We start from the raw sequence: 14,842 nt of genomic DNA, 5'->3' as shown, positions 1-14,842 counted from the left end.
GCTCACGCCCGGACGGCACACCCCTCCAGCACGACCTTCACAACCTCGTCGGCGAAGTCGTCGGGCACCGGCGCCTGCCGCAACATCACCCGCGACCACACCGCACCCGCGAGGAGGTCGAGCACCAACGCCGGGTCCACCGAACCGGACAACTCACCCCGCTCGACGGCACGGTCGAACACGGCACGCTCACCCGCCAGCCGGTCGGTGACGAACTCCCGCGCCAACCACGCCAGACTGGGCCTGCCCGCGACCGCCGCCAGCGCGGCGACCACCACCCCGGACGTGGCCTCACCGGTCATCAGACCCACGAGGCGGTGCACGAGACCGCTCAGGTCACCACGAAGGGTCCCGGTGTCGGGCACGTCGAACCGCAGCAGCGAGGACTGCACGATCGCCGCGCCGAGCAACGCGTCCTTGTCCGGCCACCAGCGGTAGATGGTCGTCTTGTTCACTCCCGAACGCGCCGCGACGGCCTCGACGGTCAGGGCGTCGTAACCGCCTCCGCCCAGAAGTTCCAGGGTGGCGCGGTAGATCTCCTGTGCCTGACGAGGACCACGTCCGGGGCGCCGACTTCCGGGAAGGGTTCCGGGGAGCTTGTCATCCACACCGGCAGCGTACGCAACGTTGCGTTGCGTTCGGTGGGACACTAGCGTAATGCAACACAACGTTGCGTTGCGCTTCTGAGGAGGACGTCATGACCCGCACCCCGCTACCCGTGGTGTTCCTGCACGGCATCCGCGTCAGCGGCACGATGTGGCGCCCTCAACTGAACGAAGTCGGCAAGCGCCGAGCCGTGTCGGCCCCCGATCTGCCCGGGCACGGGCGCCGGCGCGGGCAGCGGTTCACGATGGAGGCCGCCGTCGACGCCGTGGCGGAGGAGATCGACGCACTCGGTGGCCGCGCGCTCGTCACCGGGCTGTCGCTGGGCGGATACGTCGGCATCGCAGCCGCCGGGCGGCTCGGTGACCGCGTGGCGGGACTGGTCGGGATCGGTTGCACGGCGATCCCCCACCCGTCACGGACCCTACCGCTGCGCGCGGCGAGCCGGTTCTTCCGCGCCCTCCCCGACGGAGGCGCATGGCTCAACCAGCGCGTGTTCGCCAGTACCGTGGGACGGCAGGCTGCGGCCGTGATCGCCGAACGCGGCTTCGCCACCGAAGCGATGTCGGACACGCTCGACGCCCTCGTCGGGTCCGACCCGCTGCGGGACCTGGAGCGGTACGGCGGTCCCGTGTGGCTCGTCAACGGGAGCCGCGATCACCTGCGTGTCGACGAACAGCGCTTCCTCGAAGCCTGCGTGGACGGACGACTGGTGATCGTGCCGAAGGCGTGGCATCTCGTACCGCTCGGCGCCCCGCACACCGTGTCGCGGTTGGTCGAGGAGGCCGCCGAGCACGTGGAGCGGACGACGAAACCGCTGGCGGCATGACGTCCCCGCCGGAAGTCCCGAGCAGTCCTCCGGGTTCGTGCGTCAGGTGCGAGGCCCGTACGCGAACCGCGGACACGCGTGCAGCCTGCGGACACGCCCGGCTTGGCTACCTCAGGCTCGCCGGGCGCAGATCCGTCCAGTGGGCTTCCACGTAGTCGAGGCAGGCTTGCCTGCTGTCCTCGCCGAACACCACCCGCCAGCCCGCGGGCACGTCGACGAAGGACGGCCACAGCGAGTGCTGACCCTCGTCGTTCACCAGCACGTAGAAGCGGCCCTCGGGGTCGTCGAACGGGTTCGTCACCGGTTCCTCCTCACTCGTCGCCATTCGTCCGCCGGTCGGTACGGCCACCGGGCGGGCAGCCGCAGTCTCGTCAGCCGACGTGCCGCAGCCCGCCGCCCCCGGGAGCGCCGGTGCCGACACCCACACCGACGCCCGGGTGCGCCTCCGCGCCCCCGGAGTAGGCGTCGGCGATCTCGGCGCCGTTCCTCCCGCCCTGAGTGGAGGCCGTACGACCGAGAACGGAGTCGAGGATCTCCCGCGAGCGCACGGCGTTGTTGGACAACAGCGACGACGTGATGCCGTGGCTGTGTTCGGTCGCGCCGCCCTGGACGTAGACGGCCGCGTCGGCGTCGGACTCGGTGAGCAGCCGGTAGTCCCTGGCCACCAGCGGCCTCCCCGCCTTGTCACGGCGCAGCATGGTGGCGGCTTCGCCGAGCAACGTCGTCATGTCGCCGGGACGGTATCCGGTGGCGCAGACGACGACGTCGGCGTGGAGCACCGTGCGCCGCCCCGTGGTGAGCGACTCCACCGTGACGTGTACACCGTCGTCGGTCTCCGCCACCTCGGTCACCCGGGAGGCGTTGAGGATGCGCAGCCGCTGTTCGCCGATCACCTTCTCGCGGTAGTGCCTGCGGTAGAGGTCCTCGATGAGCTCGATGTCCACGACGGAGTAGTTCGTGTTGGCGTGGTAGGCCAGCAGCCGGTCGCGCACGTCCTGCGGGGCACCGTGGAACTCGTCGACCGCAGCGGGGTCGAAGACCCGGTTGGCGAACGGACTGTCGTCCGACGGGCTGTACCCGTACCGGGAGAAGACCGCACACACCTCCGCCTCGGCGAAGCGTTCGTGCAGCATCGCCGTGGTTTCGGCGGCGCTCTGGCCCGCACCGACGACCACGAACCGCGACGCACTCGAAACACCGTCCACTTTGTGCAGCAGGTCGCTGTTGTGCCACACCCGCTCGGAAGCGCTCATCCCCTCCGGCAGCGACGGCACGAGCCCGGTCGCCACCACGAGGTTGCGGGCGGCGTACACCGAACCGTCGCGAGTGGACACCTCGAAGTGCGTCACCCGCCCACCTCCCACCACGGGGTGCACGGCCGTGACCTCGGTGCCGTACGACACGAGGTGGGACACCCGGTCCGCGGCCCAGCGGAAGTAGTCGTGGAACTCCACCCGCAGGGGGAACAACGTCTTGTGGTTGACGAAGTCGACAAGCCTGCCCTGCTCGTGCAGATAGGCCAGGAAGCTGAAGTCGCTGGCCGGGTTGCGCAGGGTCACCAGGTCCTTGAGGAAGGACACCTGCATGGTGGCGTCGTCGATGAGCATCCCCCGGTGCCAGCCGAAGCACTCCTGCCGCTCCAGGAATCGCGCGCGTAGTCTCTCCCGCTCCGGCACGGCGGAGTTGTGTTCGGACACGGCGATCGCGAGCGCCAGATTCGACGGACCGAATCCGACGCCGAGCAGGTCGAGGACCTCTCGCCCGCCTCGCAACTCCTTCGACATACGTGTCCCCATCGGTCGACGACTTCCGAACCCAGGCAACCCTAACCTAAGTTAGCCCCACCTTAGTTCGCCCATTCGTGGGTGACTCGTCTCTCGGACGGGGTCTTGCATAGTTAGGCAAGGCTTGCTTAACTATGGCCCGCTTTGCCGTCGACCGCCTGGAGGGCCGATGCGGATCGCGATGTTCGGATACCAGACCTGGGGACATCGCACACTGCGTGCGCTGCTGGACTCCGAACACGAGGTGGTGCTCGTCGTGACGCACCCCCACTCCGACCACGCCTACGAGCGCATCTGGGCCGACTCCGTGGCCGACCTCGCCGCCGAAGCGGGCATCCCGGTCGAGCTGCGCAACCGACCCGACGCCGAACTCGCCGACCGGCTGGCCGACCTCGCACCCGACCTCGTCGTCGCCAACAACTGGCGCACCTGGCTCCCGCCCGAGATCTTCGAACTGCCGAAGCACGGCACGCTCAACGTGCACGACTCGCTGCTGCCCGCCTACGCCGGCTTCTCGCCGCTCATCTGGGCACTGCTGAACGGGGAGAAGGAGGTCGGCGTCACCGCGCACCTGATGGACGCCGAACTCGACGCGGGCCCGATCATCGCGCAACGGGCGGTCGAGGTCGGCCCCCGCGACACCGCCACCGACCTGTTCCACAGGACCGTGGACCTCATCGAACCGCTGGTCACCGAATCGCTCGAGGCGATCGCGTCCGGGCGGGCCCGGCCGGTACCGCAGGACCGCGGCAAGGCGACGTTCTTCCACAAAAGGTCCATAGAGGACAGCCGTATCGACTGGAGCTGGCCTGCCGAGGACATCGAACGGCTCGTGCGCGCCCAGTCCGACCCGTACCCGAACGCCTTCACCTATCACCGGGGCGAACGGCTGCGGATCACCCGGGCGTTCGTGACCGAGAAGACCTACGGAGGCACGCCGGGCCGCGTCTTCATCCGCGAGGGCGACGGCGTGGTGATCGTCGCCGGGGCCGACGCCCGGTACGGGCGCAGCCCCGGCCTCGCGATCGAGAAGCTGCGTACCGACGACGGAGTCGAGCACGCCGCCACGGAGTACTTCCGCGCGATGGGCGGCTACCTCACCCGGTATCCGGAGGGCTGAGGAGGCCGCCGACTCCTCAGAGCCGCACCAGCATCTTGCCGGTGTTGCCGCCGGAGAGCAGATCGAGGAAGGCGTGCGGCGCCCGCTCGATGCCGGTCACCACGGTCTCCGTGTAGGCGATCCGGCCTTCCCGCACCAGCGGGGACACCTCGTCGAGAAACGCCGGGCGCAGATGCTCGTGGTCGCCGACGAGGAACCCGCGCATGGTGAACCGCTTGCCGATGATCTGCGCGAGGTTGCGCGGAGCCGGCGTCGGCTCGGTGGCGTTGTACTGGGAGATCATGCCGCAGACGGCGATCCGGCCGTGCACGTTCAGCGCGCTGATCGCGGCTTCGAGGTGTTCTCCGCCGACGTTGTCGAAGTACACGTCCACGCCGTCGGGCGCGGCCTCCTTCAACTGCTCCCGGACGGGTGCGTCCTTGTAGTTGAACGCGGCGTCGAAGCCGAGGTCCTCCCGCAGCCAGCGCACCTTCTCGGCCGAACCCGCGCTGCCGACGACCCGCTTGGCTCCCCGCAGCTTGGCGAGCTGACCCACCAGCGACCCGACGGCACCCGCGGCGCCGGAGACGAACACCGTGTCGCCCTCACGCATACCCGCCACGTCGAACAACCCCGCGTACGCGGTGAGGCCCGGCATGCCGAGCACACTCAGGTGTGCCTCCACCGGCGCCGCCTCGGGGTCCAGCACACGCACCCGCGCGGGTTCGAGCACGGCGTGCGTCCGCCAGCCGAGGCCGTGCAGCACCACATCGCCCACCGCGACACCGTCGGCGTTCGACTCGACGACCTCGCCGATCGCCCCGCCGTCCATCACCTTGCCGACCTCGAACGGGGTGACGTACGACTTGGCGGCGCTCATCCGGCCCCGCATGTACGGGTCCACCGACAGCCACGTGTTGCGCACGAGGATCTGTCCCGGACCGGCCTTCGGCACGTCGACCTCGGCCACCTCGAAGTTGTCGAGCGTCGGCGCCCCTTCGGGACGAGACGCGAGCCGCACTTCCGTCGCTGCCATCGCTACCCTCGTACCTCCTCGGCGAGCCTCGTCAGCACGCCGTCGTAGATCCGCCCGAGCCCCTTGGGGGCGAACGTCTTCTCGAAGAACCCACCGACGCCGCCCGCGCCCTGCCAGGTGGTCTCCACCCGGACCACGCTGCGGTCGCCGTCCGGTCTCACCGTCCACGTGGTGACCATGCTGGAGTTCGCGTCGGTCTCCACGAGCGTGCCCGGCCGGGGTTCGCTCACCGTGGCGCGCACGTCGCGCACCCGCTTCTTCGTCGCCTGGAGCTTGAAGCGCACCACCGTGCCCTCGCCCTTGCCGCCGTCGACGACCTCGTAGTCGCGGTAGTGCTCGGTGAGGAGGCGGGGCCGCACCTCCCGGTAGTCGGCGAGCCGCTCGCTCACCTTCTCGGCGGGCGCGTCGATCGCGCGCTCGGCCGTGGCCGTGACCCTACCCATGTCGCTGCCCCTTCCTGCGGTGTCGCTCGCTCACCTGGCGAGCCCGTCGATCACCTCGGCGCCGGGCAGTGCCGCCAGCGTGGCGCCGGTGACCAACAACTTGCTACCCCGGATACCGCTGCCGACAACCAGTTCCGGCGCGGAGGCCACGGCCTGGTCGACGAGGATCGGCCAGTCGGAGGGCAGCCCGATGGGTGTGATGCCGCCGTAGGCCATGCCCGTGAGCTCCACGGCCTCCTCCATGGGCGCGAACGACGCCTTACGCACGTCGAGCCTGCGCCGGATGACGTTGTTGACGTCCGCGCGCGTGGTGGCCAGCACCAGGGCGGCGGCGTAGCGCACCTCACCCGCGCGTTTGCCCGACACGACCACACAGTTGGCGGAGGCGGACAGCGGCGAGGAGTACGTCTCGCAGAACGCTGCGGTGTCGGCCAGGTCCGGGTCGATCTCGACGAGACCGACAGGGGCCTCGATGGAGGACAGGGCCTTCGCGACGGGTTCGGCCAGCAGTTCGGGATGCTCGGAGGCCGGGACCGGCGTGAGTGTCCCAGCGATGGTCCAGCTACTCACGTCACCAGACTATTTCAGCGGGTTTCCGGGCTCACCAGCTCGACCCACCGCGCTGCACCTCGATGAGCTTGGGCCTCACGTCCACGATGTAGACGAGGCTGGCGACCAGCGCGGCGAGCCAGAAGATCATGCCGACACCGTAGAACTGGAACAGCAGCATGGCGGCCGTCGAGCCGGCCGTGATGGCCAGCCACGCGGGCTTGGTCAACCGGTCGGCGGCCGTGTAAGCGTCCGACCTCTGCATCACGGCGTGCACGAACGCGACGAGACCGACGAGCACCCCGGCCCAGTCGATGACCATGACGATGTAGAAGGCGAGTAGCGGCACCACACCAGCCTACGTCAGGACACCAACAGGGCCGAGGTTTCGGCGGGCCTCGACGGCGGCCACGAGGACCGCCGAGGACCCACGCTCCGCCGTCACGGCTCGTCGGTCGTGGCGCCCGGGCTCTGTGGCTTGGTGGTGCGGCGAGCGCGCGGCGCCCGGGCCGTGGTGGAGGCGCCGGTGCCGGGCTTCATCGCCTTCTTGCGCGCCGAGGACGTCTTCGCCGCCGAGGAAGTCGTCCCGTTCGTCTGCCCGCTTCTGGTCCGCGTGCCCGACTCGGTCGGTTTCGCCTCGCCGGCCGGGGCCCGGCCCTTCTGTGTCTTCACCGGAACCTGCGCCACGTCGGCCTTGACGGGGCCGGGCTTGTCCTCCGACAGCTCACCGGTGACCGCCGCGTCGACCGTCTGCTCCGCCTCGCGCGCCCGGCGGGTGAGCAGCGCCACCATGCCGTCCACGCGTTCACGCGTGTCCGAGGCGACGTCGTCGAGTTGCTCCTGCGCGGCGTGCAGCGCCTCCTCCAACTGCTCGACCCCACGCTTGACCTGCGGCTCGACCGTGTGTTCCCACGTCTGCTCGCCGGAGGCGACCAGTCTCTGGTACAGCCTCGTGGCCGCCTCGGTGTAGTCGTCGAGGAGCTTGCGCAGTTCGGCCGGGTCGAGCCGGCCTCGGAGTTGCTCCAGCTCCGTCGGCAGGTCCTCGATGTTCCTCTTGGCGGCGTCACTGCTTGAGGAGACGCGCGTCCTCGCCTTCGACACGGCATCCGCGACCGCCTGGCCGGCCAGACTGCCTGCTCCGAGCGCGGCGAGCAGCGAGGTCCTGACCTGCTCCATCGCCGTGTTCACCACCTTGCGGACGTCCTCGGTGCGTGTGGTCGCCATCGTGACTCACTCCTTGTGGTCTGGGCTTTTGCTCGAATCACCTGCGGGGGTCGTTCCCCGGTTCTCCCGGCGGAACGACTCGTACACATCGAGCAGCACCTGTTTCTGCCGCTCGCTCAGCGAGGTGTCGGCACGGACCGCTTCGACCACGGGACCGCCGACGGGATGATCGAGAATCCCCGCCTGCACGTACAGCGCCTCGGCGGAGATGCGCAGCCCTTTGGCGATCTGTTGCAGGATCTCCGCACTCGGCTTGCGCAGTCCCCGTTCGATCTGGCTCAGGTAAGGATTCGACACTCCGGCGAGCCTGGAGAGCTGCCGCAACGAGATCTTGGCGTTGTTGCGCTGCTGCCGGATGTAGGAGCCGATGTCCTTTCCCAGATCGGCGACCCGGTCCATCGGGCCGCCCGCGTGGTCGTCGCGCTCCGACGTCCGCTCCATGACGTCCCCACACCTCCGAGATCGACGCTACGCCCGGGTGCTAACTATTGCAAGCGCTCAGCTTGCACTCGATCAGGCGGTTCCCGCGTCGAGTACCCGCCGCACCCACTTCTCCGCATGCTCCACGGAGTCGGCCAGCGGCACGGTGGTGGTGTCGAACAACTCGACCGGCGGAGACATCGACGGCCCTTCCTGACGCAACCATTCGTTGAACGCCAGCATCTCCACGATCCGGGGCTCGTCCCAGCCCCGCCACGCCGGACGGCCCCGCAACCGGCGGGCCAGCACGTCGGAGTCGGCGACGAGCGCCAGGTAGTGGATGCCGGAGAAGAACACCCGCTCCGGCAACGACTCGAACTCGGGCGGCACGACGGTGCCGCACAACACGACCGGGCGGCCGCTCTGATGGATCATGGCCGCCATCCGCAACCACGTCGAGCGGAACGCGGGATGCCCGTCCACGTCGTCGCGCAGCGCCCCCGTCCAGAGCACGTCCTGCTCCAGCACCACGACCTCGCCCGACAACCGGCGCGCGAGTTCGGGACCCACCGTGGACTTGCCCGCACCGCTGGGCCCGGTGAGAGCGAGCAGGGGCAGCCGGTGGAACGCGGCGCGATGACCGCACACCTCGCACACCAGCCGCTCCCCCTCGACGACGGGAAGTTCCGCCCGGTCGCCACAGGCGGGGCAGATCTTGAGATCCAGCACGTCCGGCGTCAGTCGAACAGGCTTTCCAGGAAGCTCTTCCTACGCCGGTGCCCGTGTCCGTGTCCGTGTCCGTACGGGCGCGGCGAGTCGTGATGCCCGCCGCGGTACGGCCTCGGGGAGTCCGCGTAGTGACCACCGTGGCCGCCCCGGTAGGGGCGCGGCGAGTCGCCGTAGTGGCCGTGAGCGCCGTAGTGCTGGGTGGGCGCCACGGGCGGTGGCGGCGGCTGCGAGGCGGGGCTGTAGGGCGGCGGGGGCGCGGAACCGTAGAAGGAGTTCTCCGCGCTCACGATCTGTTCGAGTTCACCCCGATCCAGAAAGATGCCCCGACAGCCACTGCACTGCTCGATGTGGATGCCGTTCTTGTCCAACGTCGTCATCACGTTCTGGCACTTGGGACAGATCACGAGCGACAGCCTACGCACTTTCGGCCTCGTGGTGGAGCCACACCACTACTCCCCGCGCAGCGAGGTCTCCCCTTCGACCGCTCTGAGAGCCACCCCCGATGCTGCGGTCACGACGCCGACGACGACCACGGCCGTGACCGCGTACGCGGCGAGGGCACCCCAGTCGAGACGGAACGGCGTGTCGAGCAGCCTCGTGAGCAACCCGGCCGCTCCCACCCCGACCCCCGAAGCGACTCCGACACCCACGACCACGGGGATTCCGTTCTGCCACAGCAACGAACGGCCCAGCACGCCGCGTGGCACACCGGTCGCTCGCAACGCCGCGAGGGCCCTGCGGCGCTGGAGTACCTGAGCACTGGTCAGGACCACGAGGTTGCCGCCGCTGAGCAGCAGCGTGAAGGCGAGAGCCGTACCGATCAGCACCCTCAGGGTGCCGGTCGGGTTCCCCGCGCCGTCCCGGTCGGCCTCCCAGTACACCTGTGCCCGCCATCCCAGGGGCGCGAGCGCGTTGCGGAGGTGCTCCACGGCGTCCGGGACACCCGGATCCACGGCGAAGCGGACCTCGCTCACCGGTGTCAGGCCGGGCACGTCGCCCAACAGCGCGAGCGGCACGGCCTCGGCGTCCCCCTCGCTCACCGTGACCACGGAGACCGTCTCCGCCTCCCGCCGTTCGGGTGCCGTGACGGCGCCGAACACGGTCTGCACGGTCACGGCTCCCGCGAGCACCACGGTGATCCCTGCGACCACCCTCGCCGGTGTCCCGGCGTCCAACTGGAGGCGCCGCACACCCAGTTGCCAGGACGGTGGGCCACCGCGCAGGCGCCGGACGAGGCGTTCGGTGAGCCACGGCATCAGCACCGGAACACCGACCAGCAGCAGGATCGATCCCGCTCCCGCGCACGACGCGGCGGCGACCCCCGTCGGCTCCATCCCGCCCCACACGTCGGGGAAGAACAACGCCACACCCACCACCACGAGCGTCACGCGCCACCGCCCGCGCCGGGGCACGGACTCGCTGTCGCGTACGACGCCGTACGGCTCCACGATCACGTCCCGCAGCCCGAAGAGCGCGGAGCCGACGGCCAGCAGCGGCGCCAGCACCGCCACGGCGACCACGATCTCCCAGGCCGGCACCAGCGCCTCCGGGTACAGGGTGAGCCCACCGAGATTCGCTGCGGCGATGAGTGGGCGACCCGCGAAGAAGAACCCCACCGCGAGCACGAGCCCCGCTCCGGCGCCCACGACGGATTCCGCGGCGGCGATCCGTCTGATCTGGGCCGCGTCGGCACCCACGAGGCGGACGGCCGACAGTCGCCGCTCGTTGTCCGCGCTCGCGAGTCTGCTGCTGGACGTGATGAGGACGAGCAGCGGGCTCACCAGCACCGCGCCCACGATGATCTGCACGACCGTCCAGAACGGCCCGAGAGCGAGGGGGTTCACCGGCACCCCGAAGTCCCCCACCGCCACGGTGCTCCAAGCCTCCCGTAGGCCCTGGCCACCGACGTAGTACCAGAGCTCGTCCGGCTCGGCCACGCCCTCTTCGGCGATGATGCCGACGATCTTCAGATCGGTGAAACGCGGACGCAGCAGCGCACCCTCGTCGGAGTCGAGCAGCTCGGCCAAGGCCGGGGACACCACGGCCTGCCCCTGCGCGGGGACGCCGCCGAGTCCCGGTGGCACCGGAGCGTCCTCGTGCCTCGGTTCCAGGTAGACCGCGGTGAGCTCCCTGTCCCGGTAGTACGACGGCACGGAGAGGTAGTCGAGGACGGGCTCACCCGCCTCGGCCTCGACCGGGGTCCGGGCGCCGATCCGGTCGAGGCGTTCCTGCAGCCCGTTGAAGGCCCCGAACACCAGCAGCAGTCCGGCCACCGCGAGCCCGATACCGACCGCTGTGAGCGAGGTCCGGACCATTGCGACCCCACGCAAGCGACCTGAGCCGAAGGCCAGCCGGACCCCGAGCAGGAAATCGGAGAGCACCCTCATGCGAGCGGCACTATACACATGGTGTGTAGCGCCGCTGTATACACCCTGTGTATAGCCTCAGATCTCGTTCTGACACAAGCAGAACGGGTGCCCGGCCGGGTCGGCGTAGACCGTGAAAGTGGCGGCCTGGTCCTGCAACACCGTCGCGCCGAGTTCCAACGCCCGCCTGTGGTGGGTCTCGTAGTCCGCCACGTGGAGGTCGAGGTGGAGCATCTGCGGCCGTTCGCTGGACGGCCAGGTCGGGGCCTTGAAGTCGGGGTCCCGCTGGAAGGCCAGGTGTACACCGCCGTCCGGGTTCCGCAGCGTCACCCACCCGCCGTCGTCCGGGTCGCCGACGGGGTCGTCGACCTTCCAGCCCAGCAACTCGCCGTAGAAGCGGGCCAAGCCGACCGGGTCGGGGCAGTCCAGCACCACGCAGTCCAACTTGATCGAAGCACTCATCGCACCTCCCAGTAACCAGTGAACGAAGTATGGTGGTTATCCACCGAGTCGGCAACCGACTTACACTGGCGCCGTGGATCCCGACGTGTCCCTGGTGCTGGACTTCCTCAACACGCGGGACGTCGAGGCGGGCACGGACGTGCTGCGCGGGGAGAGGGACTGGGAAGCCTGGGCCGCCGCACGAGGACTGACCGCCGACCCGTTGCCGGAAGCCGTGCGCGCCCGCGAGGCGCTCCGTGCCGCCACCGGGGACCGCGAGGCGGACGGGGACACCGCCCCCGCCGTCCACATAAGCGTGCGGGCGTCACCCTCGGTGGACGGCGTGGTGTTCGAGGCGTACACCGCCGTGGCGGCCGTGTACGCCGCCGCCGCGCGGCTCACCGCACTCGGCGAGTGGGGGCGCGTCAAGATCTGCCCGGCCGACGACTGCCGCTGGGCATTCCACGACAGGTCCCGCAACCGGTCGCGCACGTGGTGCTCGATGCGCGTCTGCGGCAACCGGCAGAAGGCGCGGGCGTTCCGGCAGCGCTCCACACCATCCACCACCCACATGGAGCAATCCTGTGGATAACCCGGTGGATAACTCCCCGATCTGTGGATAACTTCACCCGGTCGAGCCGCCTCGGACGGGCAACCACGCGGTCTCAGAACAGCGCCTGCGCCACCGCGTAGATCACCAGTCCGGCCAGCGCGCCCACCACGGTGCCGTTGATCCGGATGAACTGCAGGTCGCGACCCACCTGGAGTTCGATCTTGCGAGAGGTCTCCTCGGCGTCCCAGCGCTCGACCGTGTCGGTGATGATGGTGGTGATCTCGTCCGAGTAGTGCGTCACGACGTACGCCGCCGCACCTTCCACCCAGCCGTCGACCTTCGCCGACAGCGCGGCGTCCGACTGCAGCCGCCCGCCCAGCGACGCCAGTCCGGTGGACACCCTCCTGCGCAGCTCGCTCGACGGGTCCTCGGCGGCGGCCAGCAACATCTCCTTCGCCGTCGTCCACGCCGAGTCGATCACCTTGCGCACCTCGGGGTGCTCCACCAGCTGCTGCTTGACCGCCTCCGCCCGCGACATCGTGTCCGGGTCCTTCTGCAGGTCACCCGCGAACTCGGCGAGGAAGCGGTCCAGCGCCAGCCGCATCGGATGGTTGACGTCCGTCTTCACCGCCCACGCGAACGACAGCACCTCGCCGTAGACCCTGTCGGCGAGCATCGTGTCGACGAATCTCGGCGACCACGACGGCGCCCGGTCCGACACCACCCGCAACACCGTCTCGTGGTTGTCACGCACCCACTCGTAGGCCCGGTCCACGACGAGGTCCACCAGGCGGTAGTGCGCACCGTCGGCCAGCACCTGCTGCAGCAGCTTGCCCAGCGGCGGCCCCCACTGCTGGTCGAGGACGCGTTTCACGACCGCCTGCTCCATGACGGCCTGCACGTCCTCGTCGCGCAGCACCGTCACGGCACCGCGCACGACGGTGGCCACCTCCGCCGTCACCCGCTCCGCGTTCTCGGGTTTGGCCAACCACTCGCCGACCCTCCTCGACGTCTCCACCCTGCGGAGCTTGTCGCGCACCACCGACTCCGCGAGGAAGTTCGTGCCCACGAAGTCACCGAGACTGCTGCCCAGCACGTTCTTCTTGTTCGGGATGATCGCGGTGTGCGGGATCTTCAGTCCCAGCGGATGCCGGAACAGCGCGGTGACCGCGAACCAGTCGGCGAGCGCGCCCACCATGCCGGCCTCGGCGGCAGCGCGGACGTAGCCGACCCAGCCGGGCCAACCCGCGGCCTGTGCCCAGCTGGCCAGCAGGAAGATCACCGTCGCGCCGAGCAGGAAGCTCAACGCCACCAACTTCATCCTGCGCAGGCCCCGCCGCTTGCTCTCCTCCCGTTCGAGCGCACCCGGCGGGCCGAGCGGGACGGCGGTGGACCTCGTTTGCTCCATACGGTGATTGTCCGTGAGGATGAGCCCTCGTGCGTGAACCTGTACTCGTCGAACGCCTGCGGCCGTTCACTTCCACGATCTTCGCCGAGATGACGGCGCTCGCCACTCGAACCTCGGCGGTCAACCTCGGTCAGGGTTTCCCGGACACCGACGGCCCCGAAGGCATGCTGGAAGCAGCGAGAAACGCCCTGTTCGGCGGCGCCAACCAGTACCCACCGGGTCCGGGCAGGCCCGAACTGCGGGAGGCGATCGCGGCACACCGTGCGCGCTACGGCACGGAGTACGACCCCGACGGCGAGATCCTCGTCACGGCAGGTGCCACCGAGGCCATCGCGGCGAGCCTGCTCGCGCTCACCGGCCCCGGCGACGAGGTGATCGTCATCGAGCCGTACTACGACTCCTACGCCGCGGCGGTGGCGATGGCCGGTGCCACCCGGCGGGTCGTGTCCCTGGTGCCGGACGGCGACCGGTTCGCACTCGACCTCGACGCCGTGCGCGCGGCCGTCAACCCGAACACGAGAGCCATCCTGGTCAACTCCCCGCACAATCCCACGGGCACCGTCCTCACCAGGACCGAACTCGCCGGACTCGCCGAACTGTGCGTCGAGCGCGATTTGCTCGCCATCACCGACGAGGTCTACGAACATCTGGTCTTCGACGACGCCGAACACCTCCCGCTGGCCACATTTCCCGGGATGTCGTCGCGCACGGTGTCCATCTCGAGCGCGGGTAAGACGTTCAACTGCACCGGGTGGAAAATCGGCTGGGTCTGCGCGCCGAGGGAACTCACCGCCGCGGTGCGAGCGGCGAAACAGTTCCTCACGTTCGTCTCCGGGGGGCCACTGCAACCGGCCGTCGCTCACGCGCTGCGACACGAACTGCCGTGGGTGGAATCCCTGCGCGAATCACTGCAGGCCAAACGCGATCGACTGTGCGCCGGGCTGGCCGACGCGGGCTTCGCGGTACGGCCGGGCGCGGGAACGTATTTCGTGTGTGCCGACGTTCGGCCGCTCGGATTCACCAATGCGGAGGAACTCGCATGGCGCCTACCAGAGTCAATTGGGGTCGCGGCAGTACCCGTCAGCGTGTTCACCGATCACCCGGAAGAGTGGCAACACCTGTTGCGATTTGCTTTCTGTAAACGCGAGGAGGTGCTCGACGAGGCGATTGAGCGGTTGCGTACCTTGTAATGGGTTGCGCCGTCCGGGGTGGATCGCACACCGACGGGGTGAAACAAGCACCCACAATGCTAAGAATGGCACTCACGGGGTAGCCGGGTCGCGCTCGCGCGATGATCAGCAGCCCTGAGACGGCAACACACGGACGAGGCACGGCAGGTGGTGGTGGCGGTGAGAGCT

The 14,842-nt window shown here is 69.4% G+C and carries 18 protein-coding genes; 4 read left to right on the top strand and 14 right to left on the bottom strand.

The features are described from left to right. Positions 1 to 2: 2 nt before the first annotated feature. Positions 3 to 608 carry a TetR/AcrR family transcriptional regulator gene (locus SACCYDRAFT_RS01635; protein WP_005452993.1) on the bottom strand — a complete coding sequence of 202 codons (606 nt, stop codon included), beginning with the start codon at positions 606 to 608 and terminating at the stop codon, positions 3 to 5. 89 nt (positions 609 to 697) lie between these two features. On the opposite strand from SACCYDRAFT_RS01635, the gene SACCYDRAFT_RS01630 reads away from it, so the two are divergent. Continuing rightward, positions 698 to 1,432, top strand: coding sequence for an alpha/beta fold hydrolase (locus SACCYDRAFT_RS01630; RefSeq protein WP_005452992.1), 735 nt, complete (start codon positions 698 to 700; stop codon positions 1,430 to 1,432). Positions 1,433 to 1,538: 106 nt separating this feature from the next. Here the strand turns inward: SACCYDRAFT_RS01630 and SACCYDRAFT_RS01625 are convergent, their stop codons facing one another. Together SACCYDRAFT_RS01625 and SACCYDRAFT_RS01620 are read right to left on the bottom strand one after the other, a co-directional pair. Further along, on the bottom strand, positions 1,539 to 1,733 hold the full coding sequence (locus tag SACCYDRAFT_RS01625; protein WP_043536980.1) for an MbtH family protein: 195 nt from the start codon (positions 1,731 to 1,733) through the stop codon (positions 1,539 to 1,541). Positions 1,734 to 1,803: 70 nt separating this feature from the next. Next, complete coding sequence (locus tag SACCYDRAFT_RS01620; RefSeq protein WP_005452990.1) at positions 1,804 to 3,216, bottom strand: lysine N(6)-hydroxylase/L-ornithine N(5)-oxygenase family protein; 1,413 nt, start codon at positions 3,214 to 3,216, stop codon at positions 1,804 to 1,806. A gap of 169 nt (positions 3,217 to 3,385) precedes the next feature. On the opposite strand from SACCYDRAFT_RS01620, the gene SACCYDRAFT_RS01615 reads away from it, so the two are divergent. Then, positions 3,386 to 4,336 carry a methionyl-tRNA formyltransferase gene (locus tag SACCYDRAFT_RS01615; RefSeq protein ID WP_005452989.1) on the top strand — a complete coding sequence of 317 codons (951 nt, stop codon included), beginning with the start codon at positions 3,386 to 3,388 and terminating at the stop codon, positions 4,334 to 4,336. A gap of 16 nt (positions 4,337 to 4,352) precedes the next feature. Here SACCYDRAFT_RS01615 and SACCYDRAFT_RS01610 read toward each other — a convergent pair whose 3' ends face one another. From SACCYDRAFT_RS01610 to SACCYDRAFT_RS01565, 10 genes are all read right to left on the bottom strand, one after another. Continuing rightward, complete coding sequence (locus SACCYDRAFT_RS01610) at positions 4,353 to 5,351, bottom strand: NADP-dependent oxidoreductase (RefSeq protein WP_005452988.1); 999 nt, start codon at positions 5,349 to 5,351, stop codon at positions 4,353 to 4,355. 2 nt (positions 5,352 to 5,353) lie between these two features. Next, positions 5,354 to 5,794, bottom strand: a complete 441-nt coding sequence (locus SACCYDRAFT_RS01605; protein ID WP_005452986.1) for an SRPBCC family protein — start codon at positions 5,792 to 5,794, stop codon at positions 5,354 to 5,356. A 30-nt stretch (positions 5,795 to 5,824) separates the two neighbouring features. Next, positions 5,825 to 6,364 (bottom strand): YbaK/EbsC family protein, encoded by a 540-nt coding sequence (locus SACCYDRAFT_RS01600; RefSeq protein ID WP_005452985.1) that lies wholly within the window; start codon positions 6,362 to 6,364, stop codon positions 5,825 to 5,827. A 31-nt stretch (positions 6,365 to 6,395) separates the two neighbouring features. Then, positions 6,396 to 6,692 (bottom strand): DUF2516 family protein, encoded by a 297-nt coding sequence (locus SACCYDRAFT_RS01595; protein ID WP_005452984.1) that lies wholly within the window; start codon positions 6,690 to 6,692, stop codon positions 6,396 to 6,398. A 92-nt stretch (positions 6,693 to 6,784) separates the two neighbouring features. Beyond that, positions 6,785 to 7,567, bottom strand: coding sequence for a hypothetical protein (locus SACCYDRAFT_RS01590; RefSeq protein ID WP_005452983.1), 783 nt, complete (start codon positions 7,565 to 7,567; stop codon positions 6,785 to 6,787). Between the two features lie 6 nt (positions 7,568 to 7,573). Continuing rightward, positions 7,574 to 8,008: a helix-turn-helix domain-containing protein gene (locus SACCYDRAFT_RS01585; RefSeq protein WP_005452980.1), complete on the bottom strand. Its 435-nt coding sequence runs from the start codon at positions 8,006 to 8,008 to the stop codon at positions 7,574 to 7,576. Between the two features lie 72 nt (positions 8,009 to 8,080). Further along, a complete protein-coding gene (locus tag SACCYDRAFT_RS01580) occupies positions 8,081 to 8,716 on the bottom strand; it encodes an AAA family ATPase (RefSeq protein ID WP_005452978.1) in 636 nt (211 codons plus the stop codon). A gap of 8 nt (positions 8,717 to 8,724) precedes the next feature. Then, positions 8,725 to 9,120: a TFIIB-type zinc ribbon-containing protein gene (locus SACCYDRAFT_RS01575; protein WP_043536979.1), complete on the bottom strand. Its 396-nt coding sequence runs from the start codon at positions 9,118 to 9,120 to the stop codon at positions 8,725 to 8,727. 45 nt (positions 9,121 to 9,165) lie between these two features. After that, positions 9,166 to 11,103, bottom strand: coding sequence for an FtsX-like permease family protein (locus tag SACCYDRAFT_RS01570; protein ID WP_005452975.1), 1,938 nt, complete (start codon positions 11,101 to 11,103; stop codon positions 9,166 to 9,168). Between the two features lie 57 nt (positions 11,104 to 11,160). After that, positions 11,161 to 11,544, bottom strand: coding sequence for a VOC family protein (locus tag SACCYDRAFT_RS01565; protein WP_005452973.1), 384 nt, complete (start codon positions 11,542 to 11,544; stop codon positions 11,161 to 11,163). Positions 11,545 to 11,617: 73 nt separating this feature from the next. Here SACCYDRAFT_RS01565 and SACCYDRAFT_RS01560 point away from each other — a divergent pair, with 73 nt between their 5' ends. Beyond that, complete coding sequence (locus SACCYDRAFT_RS01560) at positions 11,618 to 12,115, top strand: CGNR zinc finger domain-containing protein (RefSeq protein ID WP_043536059.1); 498 nt, start codon at positions 11,618 to 11,620, stop codon at positions 12,113 to 12,115. 73 nt (positions 12,116 to 12,188) lie between these two features. Here SACCYDRAFT_RS01560 and SACCYDRAFT_RS01555 read toward each other — a convergent pair whose 3' ends face one another. Beyond that, positions 12,189 to 13,484 (bottom strand): DUF445 domain-containing protein, encoded by a 1,296-nt coding sequence (locus tag SACCYDRAFT_RS01555; protein WP_005452969.1) that lies wholly within the window; start codon positions 13,482 to 13,484, stop codon positions 12,189 to 12,191. A 29-nt stretch (positions 13,485 to 13,513) separates the two neighbouring features. On the opposite strand from SACCYDRAFT_RS01555, the gene SACCYDRAFT_RS01550 reads away from it, so the two are divergent. After that, on the top strand, positions 13,514 to 14,674 hold the full coding sequence (locus tag SACCYDRAFT_RS01550; protein WP_005452968.1) for a pyridoxal phosphate-dependent aminotransferase: 1,161 nt from the start codon (positions 13,514 to 13,516) through the stop codon (positions 14,672 to 14,674). Positions 14,675 to 14,842 lie beyond the last annotated feature (168 nt).

The organism is Saccharomonospora cyanea NA-134 (assembly GCF_000244975.1).
Taxonomy (GTDB): Bacteria; Actinomycetota; Actinomycetes; order Mycobacteriales; family Pseudonocardiaceae; genus Saccharomonospora; species Saccharomonospora cyanea.
The sequence above is the reverse complement of the archived record's forward strand: the minus strand, read 5'-3'. Positions and strand labels throughout refer to the sequence as shown.

What these genes read in the sequence shown, in the direction of transcription:
- SACCYDRAFT_RS01555 (WP_005452969.1), bottom strand. Translation starts at nt 13,484, where the DNA reads ATGGAGCAAACGAGGTCCACCGCCGTCCCGCTCGGCCCGCCGGGTGCG.
- SACCYDRAFT_RS01605 (WP_005452986.1), bottom strand. Translation starts at nt 5,794, where the DNA reads ATGGGTAGGGTCACGGCCACGGCCGAGCGCGCGATCGACGCGCCCGCC.
- SACCYDRAFT_RS01610 (WP_005452988.1), bottom strand. Translation starts at nt 5,351, where the DNA reads ATGGCAGCGACGGAAGTGCGGCTCGCGTCTCGTCCCGAAGGGGCGCCG.
- SACCYDRAFT_RS01620 (WP_005452990.1), bottom strand. Translation starts at nt 3,216, where the DNA reads ATGTCGAAGGAGTTGCGAGGCGGGCGAGAGGTCCTCGACCTGCTCGGC.
- SACCYDRAFT_RS01615 (WP_005452989.1), top strand. Translation starts at nt 3,386, where the DNA reads ATGCGGATCGCGATGTTCGGATACCAGACCTGGGGACATCGCACACTG.
- SACCYDRAFT_RS01565 (WP_005452973.1), bottom strand. Translation starts at nt 11,544, where the DNA reads ATGAGTGCTTCGATCAAGTTGGACTGCGTGGTGCTGGACTGCCCCGAC.
- SACCYDRAFT_RS01585 (WP_005452980.1), bottom strand. Translation starts at nt 8,008, where the DNA reads ATGGAGCGGACGTCGGAGCGCGACGACCACGCGGGCGGCCCGATGGAC.
- SACCYDRAFT_RS01630 (WP_005452992.1), top strand. Translation starts at nt 698, where the DNA reads ATGACCCGCACCCCGCTACCCGTGGTGTTCCTGCACGGCATCCGCGTC.
- SACCYDRAFT_RS01590 (WP_005452983.1), bottom strand. Translation starts at nt 7,567, where the DNA reads ATGGCGACCACACGCACCGAGGACGTCCGCAAGGTGGTGAACACGGCG.
- SACCYDRAFT_RS01570 (WP_005452975.1), bottom strand. Translation starts at nt 11,103, where the DNA reads ATGAGGGTGCTCTCCGATTTCCTGCTCGGGGTCCGGCTGGCCTTCGGC.